We start from the raw sequence: 19,693 nt of genomic DNA, 5'->3' as shown, positions 1-19,693 counted from the left end.
ATTGTTCCCCCTTTCTCCACAACCAGGAGTGACCATGACCGAGCAAGAATTCCCCGCCGGCGCACCGTGCTGGATTGACCTGATGACCTCCAACATGGCGAAGTCCCAGGAGTTTTACACCGCATTGTTCGGCTGGAACTACGAAACCGGGGATGAGGAAAAGTACGGCGGCTACACCATGGCGTACAAGGACGGCAAGAGCGTTGCCGGCCTGATGCAGAGCCAGGAAGATGGCCAGGGCTACCCGGACATGTGGAGCACGTACCTGCGCGTTGACGACATCGACGCGGCCGTGGCCTCCGCCAAGGACGCCGGGGCCATCGCCTACATGGATCCCATGGAGGTGCCGGAACAAGGGAAGATGGCCATGCTCGGCGATCCCGGCGGCGCGTCCATTGGGCTCTGGGAATTCGGCGGGCACACGGGCTTCCAGGCCCACGAGGAAAACGGCGCCTCGGCCTGGCACGAGCTGCACAGCAAGGACTACCCGGCCGCCGTCGACTTCTACACGGGCGTCTTTGGCCTGACCCCCAAGGTCATGGGCGACAGCCCGGAGTTCCGCTACACCACCCTGGTTGACGGCGAGAAGGAGCTGGCCGGCGTCATGGATGCCGCCGGCTACCTTCCCGACGAGGTGCCCTCCCACTGGGAGGTTTACTTCCAGGTGGACGACGCCGATGCCTCCGTGGCGAAGGCCCTGACCTTGGGTGCCACGGTCATCAACGAGGCCGAGGACACCCCCTACGGCCGGCTTGCCGGGCTCACCGACTGCACGGGCGCCATGTTCAAGCTGATCCAGCCCCTGGCCTAGCCAGCCCCTGGCCTAGGCATTTCAAGAGAACCCCCACAGTCATAAGGACCGCCCGCACGCACCTTCACGGTGCGTGCGGGCGGTCCTTTTTCTTGTAACCGGGCGTTAGAGTCCCAGCTCCCCCAACTTTTTCAACGTCGCCGCATCGAGCGCCACCAATGCCGGCACCGTGGTGTTGCCCAGGCCAACCCATTTCTGGTTGCTGCCCCCTGAGGTTTGGTACAGGATGGGCAGCCGCGTGGCCCGGTTCAGGTCGACGGAGTAGCCGGGCGAGGCCACCGAGTTCAGGTGGCCGTCGGCCGTGTATATCCATTGCTGGGACACATTGGATGCGTCGCAGTTGCTTGGCCTGCTCGGGTTGGTGCTGGTGATGCACAGATCCGGGCGGGCAACGCTGTGCACGGCACCGCGGGCGTCCATGACCCACCTCTCGTTGGCTGCGCCCGTGCATTCGGTGGCCACCATGTCCCCCGTGGGAACCCGGGCCTCGAGCGAACCATCGGCATTCGTGTAGAGCTTGAGGCAGTAGCCGGCTGCCACCCCGCTGTTGCCAATATCCACCTTGATGGCGGAGCCGGCGGGAACCACGGGCGTGGCGGCCGAGGGCGTCAGCCCGGAATTGCCCAGCAGTTCCTTGAACCTCTGCTGTGTGGCGGCGGAGCCCATGGTGTCCTGGTAGTAGCGGACAAACTTCTCCGCGTTGCCTGCCGCGGCATCAAGGGCCAGGATTTTCTGTGCCACGGTCTTGGCGGCAGGGCTCAGCAGATCCAGGCTGCCCTGCCACGTGGCCAGGGCCACGCTGGAACCAGTCCCCAGCAGCGGGAAGGCGCTGGCGGCGAGGGACTCGAGTTCCGCCTGCAGGGCCGGCAGCTCGGCGTCGCGCACTGCCGTGTAGCCGGCCTCCTGGCCAATCGTCTCGGCCGCCGGCATGGCCGGGCTGTCCGTGGCGATGTCGATCCGGTTGCCGTACTGGCTGGTGACACCGTTCTGCCTGCAGGACAGCTGGGCACCCGTGGGTGCATCGGCCTGGGCAATGTTGATGTTGAACTGCAGGGCGTTGCCCACGGGAACCCCGCTGACGCCGCCGCTGAGCGCAAACGCCTTGGCGGAACCGTCCTGGAAGTCAACATCCATCCAGCACACCCGGGTGGCAGCCGGACCATCCAGCACGGGTGCCGGGTAGTTGAAGGCGTTGCCCCAGTTGGAGCGGAAGGCCGGGTACAGCACCGCTTTGGAGGAGTCGGCCGGCACATAGCCGCCCAGCAGCGTCACCACGGGCACGCCCACGGCTGTGGGGCGCAGCGAGTTGAACGCGGGGTTGAGCACCTTGGCGTCCACGTAGCCCTGGGTTGCCGCGTCCCAGTTGCGGTAGCCGCTGGGGTAGGCCAAATCCGGGACCACGTTGGTCCATGACTCCTGGATCCTGTCCGCGCTGTAGCCGGTGTGCAGGGTGTAGTTCGAGTACTTGCTCTCCACCCAGCCGCCGGACATGGCATCCACCAGGTAGTTGTAGGCGCCGCCAAAGGTCTGTGTGAACGGCAGGTTGTTGATGCTCACGCCGTCGGGCTGGTAATCACCCATGCGCAAGTTGCTGCGCAGGGCCCCGCGGTAGGCGTTCCAGCCCCAGCCGGAATCCGCATGGTGCGTGGCGTTGATGGTTGCAGCATCCCCCGGCAGCGAGGAGTTCTGGCCAGGGTAGTGCCCCAGGCCGTAGGAGTGGCCCAGTTCGTGGCTGAGCTCGTTGCCGCTAGAGGAGTAAATGGTGGCCATGCCGTTGCCGCCGGACAGGCCATGTTCGGCACGACCGTTGGCGTACAGGCCCGCCGAGTGGTGGATGATCCGCTGGTTGTACAGGGACGGCTGCTGCTGGTTCATGGGCCCGGAGGTCTGGCCAAAGTTGGCCAGGTTGATGCCCGTGGAGACCTGGGCCTTGCCCACGTTCTCGCGCATGTCGCCCGAGTACACATCGCCGTTGGTCACCGACGGGTTCTCCGGGGTGTAGATGTTTCCGTTGGCCACGATGACCTTGTTCAACTGCACCGATTCATACTTGGCCATGACCAGCTTGGACACCGGAATCGTCTGGAAGTAGTCGGCCGCCGACTGCGCCGGCTTGTTGATGAACGCGTGGTCCCCGTTCATGTTCGGGGTGGTCAGCATGCCCAGTTCAATGTTGTTGATGACAAGTTCTGACGGCGGGACCATGGTGATGTTCGACGCCGGGAGGGTGCCGGTGCCGCCGTCGGCCGCCGTGAACGTCAACGCCAGGCCCGGGACAACCACATCCCACGGCAGGTCAACGCTCCACGCCCGCTTGGAGTACACCACGGACGGACGCCCGGCCGGGAAGTTTGCATCGGTTTCGGGCAGTGAGGCAGGCGCCTTGAGCGTGAACACGCCCTTGGCAACGCCCTTGACGCTGGCCGCGACGCTGACGCTGCTGGTGGCCTGCGACGGTGTGAAGAGCAGGAGTGCCTGGCGTTCTGCCACCAGGTCAGGCATCTCCGCGGCGTCGTTTCCGGCCGGGTTGACGGTGAGGCTTTGGGCAAATTCCACCATGCCGGTCAGCGGGCCGGCGGACAGGTCGTTGCGGATGGCCCGCGGCGCGCCAGTCTTGTCCACGTCGTGGAAGCCCAGCCCGCGGTCCGCGGGAGCGGCGTTCAGGTAGCCGGCCGCCGGGTCCTCCAAGGGTGTCCCGAGTTTGACGGGGTCGGTGGTGACGGCAATTGTTGCCGTGTCCGCGCGCCATGAGGTGACGGGCAGGAAGTAGCCCCTGTCCAGTTCCTCGCGGGTCACCGTGTGCTTGGCGGTGGTGCAGCTGTAGCTTGCCCCCGCGGCGAGGCTGGGTTGGCTGCAATTGCCTGCGCCGTCGGCGGGCAGGAACGGCGCAAACGCACCGGCAACCGCGGCCACCTCCACGGCGCTGGAGCCGTTGTTGCGGATCGTGAAGGTGTAGTCGACGGCCTCGCCCACGGCATATGGCGAGGTTGTTGTGTTGCGTTGCGGGTTGGTCGGCGTCCCGGAAATGCTCAGCTGGCCAACGGCCGTGGCGGCACCGGCACGCAGGTTCACGGCCGGCGTCGAAAGCGTCTTGGTCTCGCTGCCAACCTGCCATGAGGTGGTGGTGTTGAAGAAGCCCGCGGCCAGGTCGGCAGCCGTGACCGTGTGCTTGGCCGTGGTGCAGTTGTAGCTGGCACCGGCCAGCAGGTTCATGTAGCGGCAGTTTCCGCCGCCGTCGGCCGGGATGAACGGCTTGAAGTCCCCGGAAAGCGGGACCACCGTCACGGTCTGGGCACGGCCGTTGGTGACCTTGAAGGTGTAGTTGACCTTTTCACCCACGGTGTACGGGTTCAGCAGGACATCGCGGGTGACATCCGTGAGCTGGCCGGTGATGCTCACGCCGCTGATGTCGATGGCGGCAGTTCCGGCGGCCAGCACAAACGCCGACGCATTCAGCGGAACGGCGGGAGCTGCGGTGGCGGGAAGTGTGCCGCCCACCATCATGGCAAGGACGGCTCCCGTGAGCATTGCCTTGCCGGTGGCATTTCTTTTTGGGCCTGTAAAAGGCGGAGTTTTCTTCACTGCGTTCCTAGGTGTCAGGGGTGGCTGCACCCGTGGGCACAGCACCCGGCGTAGAAATCGTGGCTTGAAGCGCACCGTCCAGATAGGACGAAAGGATCCAACGCGGGCGCACGGACACCGCCCACAGCTGCTGGCCCCCACCAGCTGCCTGTGAAGAAAATAGCACTGTTGCCGGCCCTTTTGATGGCCCGGAAGCAAGATTTGTTATGGATAACAGATTGTCTGGCTTTTTGGCCAAGGCCAGTTCTGCCCGGCTGGTCAAAAGGGCAGCCGAACACCGCCCGCTGCCCGGCTGGGGACTGCCCGGGGCCCGCTCAGCTGCCGGGCTCGACCAGCCCTGTGTCGTAGGCCAGCACCACTGCCTGGACGCGGTCGCGCAACTCCAGCTTGGCCAGGATCTTGCTGACGTGTGTCTTGACGGTTTGCTGGGCAATGAACAGTTGCGCCGCAATCTCCTGGTTGGAGCAGCCACGCCCCAGCAGCGTCATGACTTCCAGCTCCCGTTCGGTCAGCCCGGCCAGCCTCTCCCTGGACAGCACGGGCCTGGCCCCGGCAACGGCAAATTGCTCAATGAGCCGCTTGGTCACCGAGGGCGCCAGCAGCGCCTCGCCCGAGGCCACAATCCGCACCGCGGCCACCAGCTCATCGGCGAGCGCATCCTTGAGCAGAAAGCCGCTGGCCCCAAGCCGCAGCGCGTCGTAGACGTAGTCGTCCACATCAAAGGTGGTCAGCATGAGCACGTGGGTGTCCCCCGCGCCCGGTTCCCCGGGCGCCTGGGCCAGGATCCGCCGGGCCGCCTCGAGCCCGTCCATGACAGGCATGCGCACGTCCATCAGCACAACGTCCGGACGGTGCAGGGCCGCCAGCTCCACGGCCCGGACCCCGTTCTCGGCCTGGCCCACCACCTCAATGTCCTCCTGGGCGCCCAAAAGTGCGGCGAAGCCCTCCCGGACCATGGCCTGGTCGTCCACCACCAATACCCTGATGCTCATGCGCGTGCGCCGCCCTTGCCCTTGGTGGTTGCCGCGGCCAGCGGCAGCGTGGCCGTGACGGCAAAGCCGCCGTCGGGCGTTGGCGCGCATTCCACCACACCGCCCACAATGGAGGCACGCTCGCGCATGCCAATCAAGCCCTGGCCCACGTGGGCGCCCTTGTCCAGCTGCGCCATGACGGCCCCAACACCCGAACGCGTGTTGACCACCGAAACCCGCAGCCGGCCGCCGTCGACCATCAGGGAAAGGTGCACCGTGGCCCCGGGCGCATGCCTGATGACGTTGCTCAGCGCCTCCTGCACGATCCGGTACGTGGTGAGTGCGATGACCTCGCCAATGTCGCGGCCCTCAACGCCCGAGACCACCGGTTCCGGGATGTCCACCCCGGCGGAGCGTGCCGAGGCCAGCAGCTGCGGCAGCTCCGCCAGGGTGGGCTGCGGGCCGAGTTCCCGGCCGGAGCCGGCGTTTCGAAGCGATCCGAGCATGCTGCGCATTTCCGTCATGGCCCGGCGCGAATTGGCGGCGATGTCGTCAAATTCCTGCTTGAGCTCATCGCTGAGCCCGGGGTGCCGGTAGCCGGCCGTGGTTGCCTGGACGACCACAACAGACATGCCGTGGGCCACGACGTCGTGCAGCTCGCGGGCAATGCGGGTGCGTTCCTCCGCGAGCCGGCGCCGGGATTGTTCTTCGGCGCTGAGGGTGCGCTCCGCAGCGAGTTCCTCGCGCAGGTGCTGCCACTGTTGGGCCACGACGGCGGCAACCATGAGTCCGCCGGAAACCGCGGCAAAGATGACCACGTTGTTTTGGGCGCCGTCGGACTGTCCCTCGGGCAAGGTGAAGTAGTTGGAGACGACGCCCAGGACGACGCTGGCAAGCCAGCCGGCGGCCGGGACCATCCAGTGGGTGCGCAGGCCGGCCACGCAGATGACCAGGACCTGGGTGATCATGGCGACCACGCTGAACGGCATGGGTGCCGCGCCCACGGGGTCGGAGACGAGCGGCAGGACGGCCATGGGCACCAGGGAGACCAGCACGCCGGCCACCGGCCGTGCCGCCGTGAGCCCCAGGGAGGCCGCGTGCAGGATGGCCATGCCCAGGCCGAACGGCAGGGCCATGCGGTACAGGCTCATGTTCAGTGATGCCCCCACGGCCATGAGCGCGATGCAGACCGCGGCGGTGCCCAACCATACCCAGCTGATGCCCTTCAGCCGCCACAGGTTGACGGTGTTGAAGGGTGCGTGGGCCTCCAGGCCCGGCACCTCGCTGGTGTGCGCGGACGGTGCCGCGGTGCTGGCGCCGGCGGCGCCCCTAGCCGTTTTCATGCCCCGTTGCCGCGGCGTCTGCAATGAGTTCGGCCGTGGGCCCGTCGGCGTCCATGCCGCCGGTTCCGCCGGCCGGCTCGCCGTTCCAGTCGTGGATCTTCCAGCCTCCGGGGGCTGCGCTGCCGGTGGGCTCTCCGTCGAGGATGACGATGCCTGTGTTGGACAGTTCGTGGTACTTCGGGTTGGACCAGTCTAGGTTGATGCCGCGGTGTCCGGCCCAGAACCTGATCATGGCACCGTGGCTCACCATGGCCACGGACTCGTGGGCCGATGCTTCCTCGACCACTGCGTCGAAGCGTGCCAGGACCTCGGTTCCGGTGTCGGCGCCGGGCATGCGCACGGACAGGTCCCCGGTCAGCCAGGACTTGAGCGTGCCCAGGTATGCCTCGAGGGAGGCCCTGTCACCCTTCATCTCCAGCTCGCCGGCGCTGATCTCACGCAGGCCCGCACGCACCAGTGGTTCCAGCCCGCGCTCGGCGGCCAGTGGCGCGGCGGTCAACGCCGTGCGGGTCAGGGTGGAAATGTACAGCGCATCAATGTCGCGGCCGGCCAGGGCGCCCGGCAGTGCTGCGGCCTGCGCCAGTCCCAGGGGTGTCAGCCCGGGCCCCGGCACTGCCGTGTCCAGCAGCCCCCGCACATTGTTGGGGGTCTGGCCGTGCCTAATCAAGATCAGTCGCATGGTTCCATTCTGTCCTACGGGGCCGCCGGCCGTGGCCTGGCCTGTCAGAGCGGGCGGCCGGCCATCTTCTCCAGCCGGGCAATGCGTTCGGCCATGGGCGGGTGGGTGGCGAACAACTTGGCCGCACCGCCGCCCCTGAAGGGGTTGGCGATCATGAGGTGGCTCGTGTTGACGAGTTGCTGCTCCTGCGGGAGCGGGGCCCGCTGCACGCCCAGTTCCAGCTTGCGCAGCGCCGAGGCCAGGGCGAGCGGGTCATCCGTCAGCCTGGCACCGTCCTGGTCGGCGTCGTATTCACGGGTGCGGCTGATGGCCAACTGGACCATGGAGGCAGCCAAGGGGGCCAGCAACGCCATGGCAATCATGGCCAACGGGTTGGCATTGCGCCGGTCCCCGCCGAAGAACATGAGCATTTGCGCCACGGAGGTGATCACGCCGGCCACGGCCGCGGCCACCGAGGAGGTGAGGATGTCGCGGTTGTAGACATGCATGAGCTCGTGCCCCAGGACCCCGCGCAGTTCCCTCTCATCGAGGATGTTCAAGATGCCCTCGGTGCAGCAGACCGCGGCGTTCTGGGGGTTGCGGCCCGTGGCGAAGGCGTTGGGCGCCTGCGTCGGGGAGATGTAGATGGCCGGCATGGGCTGATTTGCCTTGGCCGACAGTTCCCGCACGATCCGGTAGATGCCGGGCGCCTGCTGCTCGGTCACGGGGTAGGCCTGCATGGACCGGACGGCGATCTTGTCGCTAGTCCAGTAGCCGTACGCCGTGGTGCCCACGCCGATGAGGGCAAAGATCCACAGCGGTGCGGCGCTGTTCATGCCGGCACCGATGACGGCGCCCAACCCCAGCAGCACCGCCCACAGCACGCCGAACAGGGCAGCGGTCTTGAGTCCGTTGTAGTGGCTTCGCACTCCAGGTCCTTTCACTAGTTGCCTTCATTGGGTAAAACGTGCCTGAAGCTGCAGTTGTTCCGGCGGGGCGGGTTGGCGGCGTTGGGCTATGCTGGCAACAATTGCCGCTTGGAAAGGATGGGGTTGTGGCCGCGCGCGAGCACTTGTTTGCCTCCACCTTCTGGGGCGTCTGCCGGCCCAAGTTCCCTCTGACTCCGGGGCACTTCGTCATCCGCCTCAATGACCCCTCGCTGGCCTTCGACGCCGCATCCGCCACCGACCTGTTGCACTGCTACGGCCGCCTGCGCCAGGCCCTGGTGGACATGTCCGGGGCCACTGCAGCGCAACTTTGCATGTCGCGGAACTGGCAGCCCGTGGGCGATGCGATTGGCGAGCCCGTGTCAGAGACCTCAACCCCCAGCCTCCACACGTTTTTTGCGTGGCCCGGAAGCCCCACGGCCTCTGCCGCCCTCAAGTTACCGGCCCACCAGCGCGTGCGGTCCGGGGAGACCGCGGCGTTGGATGCCGCCTTGCGTGAATGGGCAGCTGAAGCTTCGGGCAGCCCCGCCGATCCGTCCCCGGCCCCAAGTACGGAGCAGGCCCCCGAAGCGACAGACCCCGAAATCGGCCTGTCTGCGGGCCCTTGGACTTCCCGGGCGTTTCTGATGGAAGCTGTCCAGGAAATCCCCGGCTCCCCCGCCGCGGCGGGCCACTGGACGGCCGTCCCGCGGGGAGCGGTGGACTCCCTCGATGCCGTGGGCGTGGAGGCGCTGCTGGAACTGGCGGCCGGGGTTGAGGAACTGGCCTGGAATTCCAGCCCCCGCCACGCGGGCATGACTGTCTGGGCAAACGACGTGTGGGGGACGCCCGCCATCATCCACGTCTTTGGCCGCCAACATGGCAGCGGCGGCGGCCAGCTCGCGGCGTTCGCCCAGGCCGGCGGCCTGGACCTGCCCGTTGCTGCCGCGAAGGATGCCGGGCAGGGGAAATCTGCTCGGCCATCACCTACTGTGGAGAAATGACCAACACTTCACCGCTCAACGACGACCAGGCGGCCAAGGTCCTTGCCCTGGCCATGGACCTTGCCCGCGAAGGCAAAACCGAGGAACTGGCCGAGTTCCTGGACCACGGGCTGCCCGTGGATGCGCAGGACCCCGACGGCAACACGCTGCTGATGCTGGCCACCTACAAGGGCCAGGGCGCGACCGTCACCATGCTGCTGGGACGGGGTGCCAATGCCGACATCCGCAACGGCCGCGACCAGTCGCCGCTGGCCGGGGCCCTGTTCAAGGGTGAGGACGCCATTGTGGCGCAATTGGTGGCAGCCGGGGCAGACCTCGACGCAGGAACCCCCTCGGCCCGGGCCACGGCGGCCATGTTCGGCCGCGAACACCTCCTCGCCTAGCGCCTGCGTTGTCGGTGGTTGAGCCTGTCGAAACCTGGATCTCGACAGGCTCGATCACCGGTCGACAGGCTCGATCACCGGTCGGCGGGCTCGATCGCCGGCCTGCGGCGTCGGGCCTTAACCGACGACGGCGGCACTTGCCCCTCGCTGAAAAGCGAAAGGCAGGTGCCGCCGTCGTACCTGGGAGGGCGTGGGGACTAGGCCTTGGACGCCTGGTGCGCCTCGATGGCCTTGCGGACACCTTCACCGTAGGCGGGATCCGCCTGCGTGCAGTTGAAGATGTGGCGCTCAATGGTGGCCGCTGAGGCACCGTCGATGGCACGGGCGGTGTTCTCGAAGAGCACCTGGCGCTGCTCATCCGTCATCTTCTCGCGGAACAGGATGCCGGGCTGCTCGAAGTAGTTGGCATCGTCGTCGCGGTAGTTGAAGCGGTCCGCAACGGCGCCAATGGCCTGTGCCGGATCGGCGTAGGCCGGCTGCTCGGGCCAGCGGCCGTAGGAGTTCGGCTCGATGCCGGGGGTGCGGCCCTGGTTGCCATCAACGCGGCCCTGGCCGTCGCGGTGGTAGGTGTTGACGTTGTTGCGCGGCGCGTTCACCGGGATCTGGTGGTGGTTCACACCGAGACGGTAGCGTGCGGCGTCGCCGTAGGAGAACAGGCGGCCCTGCAGCATGCGGTCCGGTGAGAAGCTGATGCCGGGGACAACGTTGGCCGGGGTGAAGGCAGACTGCTCAACATCGGCGTGGTAGTTCTCGGCGTTGCGGTTCAGTTCCCACTCGCCAACCTCGATCAGCGGGTAGTCCTTCTTGGACCAAACCTTGGTGAGGTCGAACGGGTGGTACTTGTAGGTGTCAGCGTCAGCCTCGGGCATGATCTGGACCATGAGCTTCCACTTCGGGAAGTCGCCGTTCTCAATGGAGTCGAAGAGGTCGCGCTGGCTGGACTCGCGGTCCGCGGCAACCAATGCACCGGCTTCCTCGTCCGTCAGGTTCTTGATGCCCTGCTGGGTGACGTGGTGGAACTTGACCCAGAAGCGCTCGCCCGCGGCGTTGATCAGGGAGAAGGTGTGCGAGCCGAAGCCGTGCATGTGGCGGTAGCTGGCCGGGATGCCGCGGTCGGACATGACGATCGTGACCTGGTGCAGGGACTCGGGCAGGTTGGTCCAGAAGTCCCAGTTGTTCTCGGCGCTGCGCATGTTGGTGCGGGGATCGCGCTTGACGGCGCGGTTCAGGTCGGGGAACTTCAGCGGGTCGCGGAAGAAGAACACGGGGGTGTTGTTGCCCACCAGGTCCCAGTTGCCCTCTTCTGTGTAGAACTTCAGGGAGAAGCCGCGGATGTCGCGCTCGGCGTCGGCAGCGCCGCGTTCGCCGGCAACGGTGGAGAACCGTGCAAACATTTCGGTCTTCTTGCCCACCTCGGAGAAGATGTCAGCCTTCGTGTACTTCGTGATGTCGTTCGTGACCGTGAACGTGCCGAAGGCGCCGGAGCCCTTGGCGTGCATGCGGCGCTCGGGGATGACCTCGCGGCTGAAGTGGGCCAGCTTTTCAAGGAACCAGACGTCCTGCAGCAGCATCGGGCCACGGGGGCCGGCGGTGAGGCTGTCCTGGTTGTTGGCAACCGGTGCGCCGGCTGCCGTGGTCAGGGGGGCGGTGTTTTCGATAGTCATCTTTACTTATCGCTCCTAGTTGAGGTCGGTTCTTGTTCGTTCAGAAGTCTCTTGGCGGCGCAGGCGGGGCAGGTGCCCCAGTAGATGACCTCGGCTTCATCAATGGTGAATCCGTGGTCATTTGAGGCATGCAGGCAGGGGGCGGCGCCCAGGGCGCAGTCCACGTCGGCAATGTCACCGCAGGAGCGGCACACCACGTGGTGGTGGTTGTCCCCCACCCGGCTCTCATAGCGGGCAGGTGAGCCCGAGGGCTCGATGCGCCGCACAAGGTTGGCCTCGACCAGTGCCCCCAGGACGTCGTAGACGGCCTGCTTGGATACACTGCCCAGTTCCGCGCGCACGGCACCAATGAGGGTGTCTGCATCCGCATGCGGATGCATCCCGACAGCCTCGAGCACGGCAACACGGGGACGCGTCACGCGCAGTGGGACTGCACGCAACATTTCCTCGTAGTGCTCTTTGGTGACCATGTGTCAATAATGCACCCTTTTTTGGACTGAGTCCAGTAAGTGGCCCCTAAGTCACAGCCGGCAATTCCCCCACAGGCGGTGCACCGTCAACACTTGTCCACCAAATTCCCCTTCCATGGTGCGGGCGGGCGATCAGCACCTAGGCTCAGTCCCATGGACACTTTTACAGGCATCCCAGCGGCGGCCATGGAGTTTTACGCAGCCCTTGAGGAGAACAACAGCAAGGCGTGGTGGCTGGAGCACAAGGAGCAGTACGACGCCGATGTGCGGCGCCCGCTGGAGGCGCTGGCCGGGGCCCTTGAGCCAAGGTTTGGGACGGCGAAGATTTTCCGCCCGTACCGGGACGTCCGCTTCTCGCCGGACAAGACCCCGTACAAGACGGCGCAGGGCATGTTCCTGTCCAACCACGAAGGGGTGGGGTTCTATCTGCAGGTCAGCGCCGACGGCCTGTTGGCGGGCGGCGGCTACCACTCCCATTCACCGGCCCAACTGGCGCGGTACCGGGCGGCCGTCGATGCCTCCGCGAGCGGCAAGGCGCTGGACACCAACCTCGCCGCCTTGCAGGCAGCCGGTTTCCGGATCGAAGGCGAAACCCTCAAGATGGTCCCCCGGGGCTTCGCCAAGGACCACCCCCGGGCGGAACTGCTCAAGCACAAGACACTCAGTGCCTCCATTGCCCCCGGCCGGCCCGACTGGATGGATGATGCGCAGGCGGAGGCAAGAATCGCGGGCCTCTGGGAGCAGCTGCGGCCGCTGGTGGACTGGGTGGTGCGCTACGCGGCGCCCTAGGCCGGCACCCTAGGCCGGCATCTTAGACCGGCGCCTGCCCCTGACCGGGAATTCGTTTCAGGTAGAAGTGCATGGGCGCATGGCGGAGCCGGGCGGGAATCGCCTTGACCGCGATTCGGACAGCACCCAGAAGTGCCCCGAGGACAGCTTCCCGCCGCTGCGTCCAGGGGAACCCGTACTGCTCCCGGACGGCGGCCGGCAGCAGCCCGGCGGTGAGAAAGCGCGCAAGGGGCATGAGCGCCTTGGCCCACAGCGGCGCGTTGCGTGCCGCCAACAGGTCCCCTGCCACTGAGCGAATGGTTGCATCCACGCTCAGCCCGTCCAGCTGGGTGTCCCAGTACTGCTGAAAGTCCGCCGTGGTGGCCGGCCACAGCTCCGCAGGCATCCCCAAGGCTGTGCCCAGGACACCGTAGTCCCGGTAGACAGCCTCGGCCTCGGCGCCCGAAAGCGGCGGGAAAACCTTGTTGTAGACCAGCATGCCGGAATCGTACAAGGTTGCCGCCACCCACAATTGCAGCTGCGGGTCGCGCGCGTCATAGGCCGGGTGCGTTGCCGCAGCGGTGGCCTTCACTGCCCGGTGCGCCTTGGCCACGTGCCGGACCATGGCGGCCCGCTGTTCAGGCGTGCCGTTGGTGAGGGCGTAAATGTAGCTCAGGGTCCCGTGCAGGCGCCGGAGCGGATCAGTGGCGAAGTGTGAGTGGTGGGCAACGCCGTACCCAACGGCGGGGTTGGCCAGCTGCAACAGTATGGCGCGGCCGGCCCCGGCCAGCATGACCGATTCCGGTGCAATGTCGCCAATGCCTATGTGCTGCACCATCCGCCCACCCTGGTTCTTGGCTTTGTTTGTGCGGACATCCTGCGTGCCCGCAACGCCAGCCTGACACAAAAGGCTGTGAGATGCCCAAATGCCTCAACGGCCCGCGACGCACAGGTAGGCTCAAACCATTTCTCCCCGCCCCCTCTTGAAAGGCCCGGAACTGCACATGTCAACGCACTCCCCTTCCAACGCCGATGGCGCACCCGTGGTCATTCCGGCCGGGACCAGCTACTCCAGTTCGGACATCACGTTCTACCAGGGCAAGGAGTCCGGCCGGACGCTGCAGGAGGCCATTGCCGAAGCCGACCTTGTGGTGTCAACGCCGCATGCCGGCGACGCCGTCCCCGAAGAACTGGTGGAGTTTCTGGCGCCGGAGTTTACCCACCGCCTCCAGTTCGACTACAGCGACCGCACCACGGCCCCTGTCTGCCGGGCCTGGGCGGAACAGGACCCCCGCATTGTCTACGTCGAAAACCCGCACCCCCGCCTGCTCCGCGACCCCAACCGGGCCCGGCCAGAGGACCTTGGCGCCCAACTGCGTGAGGCATTTGTCCGGGTGCGCGAAGCCGGCACCTGGAACAAGGTGGACCTGGGCGGGGTGGACACCATCCGCCCCGTCACCTTCTCCTTCTACCCCCTGCTCAAGGTTCCAGGCAGCGATGCCGAGCTTGACCGCATGGTGGCGGCCTTCGAGGAGGTGGCCGAACGCGGCCTGGGCGTCTACGAGTCCACCCGCGACTCGCTGCGCGACGCCGTCGTCGAGGCCGCGTCCGCCCGTGCGGCTGCAAGCGGCACTCCGGGGCACGTCTTTACGTTGTCGTTCCACGACACCATGAACCACACCACCACGCGGGACGGGGCGGTCAACGTTGAGCGGGCCGAAGCCGACAGGCTCCCGGACGTGGTTTCGCTGTCCAACCGGGGAGACCAGGAGGGTGAGCCCCGCGGCAGCGAGGTCATCACGATGGACCCTGAAATGCTGCGGATCCTGGCCGAATGCCACAGGCTGGGCTTCAATGTCGGCGATCCAGCGGCGGTGGCCCTGAACAAGCCCTACCTGGGCAGCCAGGAGATCATCGCCTCGGGGGCCTTGTTCCGCGAGTTGACGGACTCAACGTTCCGCAAGCGCGCCGGGGCCTCCCATGTTGCGCTCGGAGCGGTCCAGGCGGAATTCCTGCGGGAGTATCTGCTGGGTCCTGACGCAACGGCCGCGCTGCAGCAGCCGGGCACGGGCTGGCCCGAGGAGGACACGGCCTGGACCGCACAGCTGGCGCATTCATGCAAGATCAGCTGGGATGAGTTCCGCTCATACCTGGCCGCCCGCCCCGAGTAGGGGCGGGCGGGAGTCCGCCTCAGCTGAGAATGGCGCCCAGGATGGCTCCGGGAATCAGCGTCGCCACGGCCAGGACCAGCGTGGGGATGAAGAAGGAGTGGTCGTAGAGCTTGGTGCCCAGCTTGGTGGAGCCGCTGGTGTCAAAGTTCGCCGCGGCGATCTGTGAACCGTTGGTGGGGAGCAGGTAGATGCCGGCAAAGGCTCCTGCCCACATGCCCGACAGCAGTGCCGGGGCCATGCCGGCGGCCAGGCCAATGGGCACCACTGTCCTGGTGGCCGTGGACTGGCTGGTGGTGAGCACACAGACCAGGAACACGCCCAGGGCGAAGATCCACGGGGCCTGCTGCACCAGGGCACCCACGCCCGAGGCAATCTCATCCGTGTGTGCGCTCAGGAAGGTGTCGGTCAGCCAGGCCAGGCCAAAGAGCGCAATGGCCGAGACCATGCCCGCCTTGAACACAGTGGTACTGGGGACCTCGGACATCTTGGGCTTGCAGATGAGCAGGATCAAGGTACCCACCAGGAGCATGATGACCTCGATCATGGGCGTCATGGCCATGGGGTTCCCGGCCGCATCGAGGGGGCGGATGCCCTTCCACAGGCCGAAGACAACAATGGCGGCAACACCGACGAAGAAGATGATGGCAGCATTGCGCCCCTCCTTGGTGACACTGACCTGAACTTCGGCCGCCTGGCCGCCTGCACCCGGTGCGGAAATCACGCCGGCGGCAATCTTGGCCTGGATTTCGGGGTCGTTTTCGATTTCCTTGCCGAGCTTGTTGACCACGAAGGCGGCCGCAACAATGCCGATCAGGGCCGCCGGGAAGGTGACCTTGATGATGTCGATGAGCTCAAAGTTGTAGGGCCCGACGGCGGTCAAGGTCACCATGGCGGCCATGGCTGCCGAGACGGGGCTGCAGGCCAGGGCCACACCCGTGGCAACCACCGAGAGTGACAGGGGCCTCGATGGCCGCACCCCGTTGCGGTAGGAAAGGTCTGAAATCACCGGCAACAGGGGGTACAGGATGTTGCTGGTTCCCGCGCCGACGGCAAAGAGGAAGGACACCAGCGGCGCCACAAAGGTGATCCGCTTCGGATTGGCCGCAATGAGCTTGGCGGCAATCGAGACCATCCAGTCGATGCCGCCGGCCACCTGCATGGTGGCACTGGCCACGATGACCGCCATGACAATGAGCAGGGCATCCACAGGTGGAGAGCCCACAGGCAGGCCCATGATGAAGACGAGCACCGCCACACCGGCACCGCCCCACAGGCCCAGCCCGACGCCGCTGGACCGCGTGCCCATGACGATGGCAGCCAAGACCACCAGCAACTCAATGATGAACCGAACAGTCTCCAATTAGTGCCCCCAAGCAGTTTCCAATTTTCGTCAAGACGATACCGGATGGGACGGCGGATTTGGGTTCATGAAGTGGATTACTGTTTGCGTTTCGTACTGCTACTGCTGCTTGATTCCAGCGGCTTCCTCGCGGCGCAACCGTGAATTCCAGTGACCGTAGCTGAAGTAGAACACCAGGCCGACCGCCAGCCAGACGGCGAAGAACACCCAGGTGAGCGTGGCCAGGTTCAGCATCAGGTAGATGCACAGCAGCGCCGAGAGCACGGGGATGACCGGGCCAAGCGGCACCCGGAAGGCGGGCTTGAGGTCGGGGCGCTTGCGGCGCAGGACCAGGATGCCGATGCTCACCATGACGAAGGCACTGAGCGTGCCGATGTTGATCATTTCGCTCAGCAGTTCAACCGGGGTGAAGCCGGCAAGAATGGCCACCAGGATGCCGCTGAGGATCTGGGTGCGGGCCGGGGTGGCGTGGCGGTCGGAGGTGCGGCTCAGTCCACGGGGCAGCAGCCCATCGCGGCTCATGGCCATCATCACGCGGGCCAGGCCCATGAGCAGCACCATGATGACAGTGGTGAGGCCAATCAGGGACCCGAGGGAAATGACAACCACGGCCCAGTCGGCGCCCACCAGCTGGAAGGCAGTGGAAAGCGACGGCGAATCGACCTTGGCCAGGTCTTCATAGGAGACCATGCCTGTGACGGCCAGGGTGACCAGGATGTACAGAACCGTCACCACGGCCAGGCCGGCGAAGATTCCGCGGGGCAGGGTCTTGGCCGGGTTTTTCACTTCCTCGGCGCTGGTGGCAACCACGTCAAAGCCAATGAAGGCGAAGAAGACCAATGCCGCACCGGAGATGATCCCGGCAAAGCCGTACACGGAGGGTTCGGCGCCGGTCAGCATCGACAGGAACGGCTGGAGCTGCCATGAGGTTTCGGTGGCGGGGGCCGGCTGGGACGGCGGAACGAATGGCGTGTAGTTCTCGGCCTTGACGTAGAAGAAGCCCACCACAATGACAAACAGCACGATGCCGATCTTGATCAGCGTGAAGACGTTGTTGATGCGCGCCGCGAGCTTGGTGCCCATGACCAGGACAAAGGTGAAGACGGCAACAACAACCAGCGGGCCCCAGAACACGGTGACCGGGCCCAGCGCGAAGTTCGAGGGTATGTCGATGTTGACGGCCTCAAAGAAGTTGCTGAGGTAGACGCCCCAGTACTTGGCGATGACAGAGGCTGCCATGAGCAGTTCCAGGATCAGGTTCCAGCCGATGATCCAGGCCAGGAGCTCCCCCACAGTGGCGTAGGTGAACACATAGGCGCTGCCTGTCACAGGCATGGCCGTGGCAAACTCCGCGTAACACATGATCGCCAGCGCGCAGGTGACCGCGGCCAGGATGAAGGAGATGGAAACGGCAGGGCCTGCATGGTGCGCGGCTGCCTCGGCGCCCACGGAAAAGATTCCGGCACCCACGGCGACGGCAATTCCCATGATCATCAGATCCCAGGTGGTCAGGGACCTCTTCAGGCCGTGGCCGGGCTCGTCGGCATCTGCTAGTGAATGCTCAATTGACTTCGTTCGGAACAAGTTCATGAAAACCGCTAATCCTCTGGTATTTACAACCCATCAACAGTAGCGAAGCACTATCAGATTATGCGCATTTCAAATATTTTGTCTCGAATCGTGAGACTTTCTGGCGGCTGGCATCCGTCACAAATGGGTCGCGGAGAAACTCAACCATGCCCGAAAGTCCGCCGCACCGTTGGCCGTGGCCGTGATTTCCATGGGATAGCCTTCCAGCAGGCTGGGCGTGGGCACCTCCACGATGAAGCTCTGCACGCCCCCCGCCCAAGTCTCGGAGGTGCAGATTCCACCGGCAGTGAGCAGCCCGAATGACTCCACGCAGTTCCAGCCCTCCGGCGCGGTGATGCTCACGTCGCGCCCCATCCAGAGCCGCGGAATGGTGAACCCAACCCGGGGTCCGGCCAGGCCGGCCACGCTGCTGGCAATGTCAACCTGCAGTCTCGTCACCCCGCTGTCCTGGGAGAGCAGGGATCCGGTTGTCGAGAACACGGCTTCCGGCTGCTGCGTTGCGCTGGGCTCCGGCGAGGGGCTGGGCGTTGGGTTTGGCAGGGTCGACGGCGTGGAGGCTGGAGTCGGAGACGGGGTTGGCTGGAGCGACGGCCCGGGGACGGGTTTTCCTGTCGGGGTGGGATCCGGCACTGTTTCCGCCGGCATTGCCGGCGGCGCAGGCACCAGGGCGCCCGGCACGGCCTCCGCCGACGGCACAGGCATCATGAGCAGTTCCGGCAGGTTTCCAGGCTGCACCGGGGCCTGGCTGGTGGCCGGCGGGGCGCCTTGGCCGGTCGTTGGTGCCGGAAGAATTGCGGCACTCGCCGCACTTTCCTGGGCGGCCCCCGGATTGCCTTGTTCCCCCGGCGTTCCCGAGGTCCCCGCCACGGCGGCCGCGACGACTGTTCCCACCAGGACCACACCGATGGCCGATGCGGACAGCACTGCAGCCAGGCTTGTGCCGTGGGTCCCGGCTGACAGCGTCGGCGCCAGGCCAGCTCCGGCCGCACCGACCACTGCCGTGCCCGAAAATGCCAGGCCCGCCACGGCGGGAAAAATGACCGAACGCATGCCGAACCCGACATCGCCAAGGTGGATCAGCATTTCGGTGCAGCGCAGGCAGCCTTGAAGGTGCGCATCCACTTTCTCCTTGCGGCGGAGGCTGAGTCCTCCGCGGGCATGGGCGCCCAGTTGCCGGGAGTATTCGGCGCAGCTTTCGGCGGCCGTGGAAACATGGTTTTGCAGGTAGGACTGCTTGAGCCCCTCGCGGGCACGGACCGCGAGGGCCGCCACGGCATTGGCGCTGATGCCAAGTATGGGCGAAACCTCGGCCGGGGCCATCCCGTCCACTTCGGTGTACCAGAGCACGGCCTGCCACCGTTCGGGCAGGTCCCTGAAGGAACGGCCCACCACATCCCTTTCAAAGGCGGCCACTGCGGGGTCCTTGCCCGCTTCGATGTCCGGCACCGAGTCCAGGTCTTCAACAACGAGCGCCCGTTTGTCGTCCCTGCCCTTGGCTGCTGCCAGGCGCCGCAGGGTTGTGAGCAGGTAGGCGCGAAAAAAGACTGTGGGGCCATTGCCTGCCTGGATCGCCTCCAGCACGTTGGCAAACGCCTCGGCCACGAGATCCGGCACATCGCTGGAATTACGGGCGTAGCCGTTCGCGGTGGCCCGAGCCGAGGGCAGGTGCCGCTCGTACAGGCCGGCATAGGCCTGAACATCCCCGCAGCGAACCAGCTCAATCAGCTGTTCGTCGCAATCCTCAACCCGCACGGTTTCATCGTCGTTGCCAGTCAATTTGCCCCATCCCTTCATCGACCCGCCACGACGGGGAATCTTCCAGTCTACCCAGGCGCCAGGATTCGCCTGTGAGTGCGTTTGCCCCGAATCATGACGCGGTTTTTGATAACTTTTTCAACAACTTTTTTTTGGCCCTTAACGACCACAGTCGCGGGGGGGGCCCGGCCCAGGCAGCGGGGGGGGCCGGGCGGCGCCGGGGCGACGGGGGGGTGT

At 65.9% G+C, this 19,693-nt stretch carries 16 protein-coding genes; 5 read left to right on the top strand and 11 right to left on the bottom strand.

All coding sequences use genetic code 11. From position 1 onward, the window contains the following. Positions 1-34: 34 nt before the first annotated feature. Positions 35-811, top strand: coding sequence for a VOC family protein (locus PCK14_RS10675; RefSeq protein ID WP_269938477.1), 777 nt, complete (start codon positions 35-37; stop codon positions 809-811). A 105-nt stretch (positions 812-916) separates the two neighbouring features. On the opposite strand, the gene PCK14_RS10670 is transcribed toward PCK14_RS10675, so the two are convergent. The 5 genes from PCK14_RS10670 to htpX form a co-directional block, all read right to left on the bottom strand. Next, on the bottom strand, positions 917-4,339 hold the full coding sequence (locus tag PCK14_RS10670) for a M66 family metalloprotease (protein ID WP_269938476.1): 3,423 nt from the start codon (positions 4,337-4,339) through the stop codon (positions 917-919). Positions 4,340-4,707: 368 nt separating this feature from the next. Beyond that, on the bottom strand, positions 4,708-5,385 hold the full coding sequence (locus PCK14_RS10665) for a response regulator (RefSeq protein ID WP_269938475.1): 678 nt from the start codon (positions 5,383-5,385) through the stop codon (positions 4,708-4,710). After that, a complete protein-coding gene (locus PCK14_RS10660; protein WP_269938474.1) occupies positions 5,382-6,707 on the bottom strand; it encodes a sensor histidine kinase in 1,326 nt (441 codons plus the stop codon). Before PCK14_RS10660 ends, PCK14_RS10665 begins: the two co-directional genes overlap by 4 nt. Beyond that, positions 6,694-7,386: a histidine phosphatase family protein gene (locus PCK14_RS10655; protein WP_269938473.1), complete on the bottom strand. Its 693-nt coding sequence runs from the start codon at positions 7,384-7,386 to the stop codon at positions 6,694-6,696. The genes PCK14_RS10660 and PCK14_RS10655 overlap by 14 nt, the downstream gene beginning before the upstream one ends. Positions 7,387-7,430: 44 nt before the next feature. After that, positions 7,431-8,294: a zinc metalloprotease HtpX gene (gene htpX, locus PCK14_RS10650; RefSeq protein WP_269938472.1), complete on the bottom strand. Its 864-nt coding sequence runs from the start codon at positions 8,292-8,294 to the stop codon at positions 7,431-7,433. A gap of 125 nt (positions 8,295-8,419) precedes the next feature. Between htpX and PCK14_RS10645 the strand changes: the two genes are divergently transcribed. After that, the gene (locus PCK14_RS10645) at positions 8,420-9,295 is read left to right on the top strand and encodes a hypothetical protein (RefSeq protein ID WP_269938471.1); all 876 of its coding nucleotides are present in this window, start codon (positions 8,420-8,422) and stop codon (positions 9,293-9,295) included. Next, on the top strand, positions 9,292-9,678 hold the full coding sequence (locus tag PCK14_RS10640; RefSeq protein ID WP_269938470.1) for an ankyrin repeat domain-containing protein: 387 nt from the start codon (positions 9,292-9,294) through the stop codon (positions 9,676-9,678). The genes PCK14_RS10645 and PCK14_RS10640 overlap by 4 nt, the downstream gene beginning before the upstream one ends. Positions 9,679-9,875: 197 nt before the next feature. Here PCK14_RS10640 and PCK14_RS10635 read toward each other — a convergent pair whose 3' ends face one another. Further along, complete coding sequence (locus PCK14_RS10635; protein WP_269938469.1) at positions 9,876-11,342, bottom strand: catalase; 1,467 nt, start codon at positions 11,340-11,342, stop codon at positions 9,876-9,878. A 2-nt stretch (positions 11,343-11,344) separates the two neighbouring features. Beyond that, entirely contained in the window at positions 11,345-11,812 is a 468-nt protein-coding gene (locus PCK14_RS10630) for a Fur family transcriptional regulator (protein WP_269938468.1), read from the bottom strand. A gap of 153 nt (positions 11,813-11,965) precedes the next feature. On the opposite strand from PCK14_RS10630, the gene PCK14_RS10625 reads away from it, so the two are divergent. Further along, positions 11,966-12,601, top strand: coding sequence for a DUF2461 domain-containing protein (locus PCK14_RS10625; protein WP_269938467.1), 636 nt, complete (start codon positions 11,966-11,968; stop codon positions 12,599-12,601). A gap of 22 nt (positions 12,602-12,623) precedes the next feature. On the opposite strand, the gene PCK14_RS10620 is transcribed toward PCK14_RS10625, so the two are convergent. Next, a complete protein-coding gene (locus PCK14_RS10620; protein WP_269938466.1) occupies positions 12,624-13,418 on the bottom strand; it encodes an oxygenase MpaB family protein in 795 nt (264 codons plus the stop codon). 166 nt (positions 13,419-13,584) lie between these two features. Here PCK14_RS10620 and PCK14_RS10615 point away from each other — a divergent pair, with 166 nt between their 5' ends. Next, on the top strand, positions 13,585-14,751 hold the full coding sequence (locus PCK14_RS10615; protein ID WP_269938465.1) for an N-formylglutamate amidohydrolase: 1,167 nt from the start codon (positions 13,585-13,587) through the stop codon (positions 14,749-14,751). Positions 14,752-14,770: 19 nt separating this feature from the next. On the opposite strand, the gene PCK14_RS10610 is transcribed toward PCK14_RS10615, so the two are convergent. The 3 genes from PCK14_RS10610 to PCK14_RS10600 form a co-directional block, all read right to left on the bottom strand. Further along, a complete protein-coding gene (locus tag PCK14_RS10610; RefSeq protein WP_269938464.1) occupies positions 14,771-16,111 on the bottom strand; it encodes an anaerobic C4-dicarboxylate transporter family protein in 1,341 nt (446 codons plus the stop codon). A 99-nt stretch (positions 16,112-16,210) separates the two neighbouring features. Next, entirely contained in the window at positions 16,211-17,701 is a 1,491-nt protein-coding gene (locus tag PCK14_RS10605) for an amino acid permease (RefSeq protein ID WP_269938463.1), read from the bottom strand. Between the two features lie 117 nt (positions 17,702-17,818). After that, positions 17,819-19,477: a sigma-70 family RNA polymerase sigma factor gene (locus tag PCK14_RS10600; protein ID WP_269938462.1), complete on the bottom strand. Its 1,659-nt coding sequence runs from the start codon at positions 19,475-19,477 to the stop codon at positions 17,819-17,821. Positions 19,478-19,693: the final 216 nt, after the last annotated feature.

Source organism: Arthrobacter sp. HY1533, assembly GCF_027568515.1.
In the GTDB taxonomy this organism is placed as follows: Bacteria; Actinomycetota; Actinomycetes; order Actinomycetales; family Micrococcaceae; genus Specibacter.
This window is presented reverse-complemented; position numbering and strand designations above follow the sequence as displayed.

What these genes read in the sequence shown, in the direction of transcription:
- PCK14_RS10665 (WP_269938475.1), bottom strand. Translation starts at nt 5,385, where the DNA reads ATGAGCATCAGGGTATTGGTGGTGGACGACCAGGCCATGGTCCGGGAG.
- PCK14_RS10640 (WP_269938470.1), top strand. Translation starts at nt 9,292, where the DNA reads ATGACCAACACTTCACCGCTCAACGACGACCAGGCGGCCAAGGTCCTT.
- PCK14_RS10670 (WP_269938476.1), bottom strand. Translation starts at nt 4,339, where the DNA reads ATGCTCACGGGAGCCGTCCTTGCCATGATGGTGGGCGGCACACTTCCC.
- PCK14_RS10625 (WP_269938467.1), top strand. Translation starts at nt 11,966, where the DNA reads ATGGACACTTTTACAGGCATCCCAGCGGCGGCCATGGAGTTTTACGCA.
- PCK14_RS10615 (WP_269938465.1), top strand. Translation starts at nt 13,585, where the DNA reads ATGTCAACGCACTCCCCTTCCAACGCCGATGGCGCACCCGTGGTCATT.
- PCK14_RS10630 (WP_269938468.1), bottom strand. Translation starts at nt 11,812, where the DNA reads ATGGTCACCAAAGAGCACTACGAGGAAATGTTGCGTGCAGTCCCACTG.
- PCK14_RS10675 (WP_269938477.1), top strand. Translation starts at nt 35, where the DNA reads ATGACCGAGCAAGAATTCCCCGCCGGCGCACCGTGCTGGATTGACCTG.
- PCK14_RS10660 (WP_269938474.1), bottom strand. Translation starts at nt 6,707, where the DNA reads ATGAAAACGGCTAGGGGCGCCGCCGGCGCCAGCACCGCGGCACCGTCC.
- PCK14_RS10655 (WP_269938473.1), bottom strand. Translation starts at nt 7,386, where the DNA reads ATGCGACTGATCTTGATTAGGCACGGCCAGACCCCCAACAATGTGCGG.
- PCK14_RS10605 (WP_269938463.1), bottom strand. Translation starts at nt 17,701, where the DNA reads ATGAACTTGTTCCGAACGAAGTCAATTGAGCATTCACTAGCAGATGCC.
- PCK14_RS10635 (WP_269938469.1), bottom strand. Translation starts at nt 11,342, where the DNA reads ATGACTATCGAAAACACCGCCCCCCTGACCACGGCAGCCGGCGCACCG.
- PCK14_RS10620 (WP_269938466.1), bottom strand. Translation starts at nt 13,418, where the DNA reads ATGGTGCAGCACATAGGCATTGGCGACATTGCACCGGAATCGGTCATG.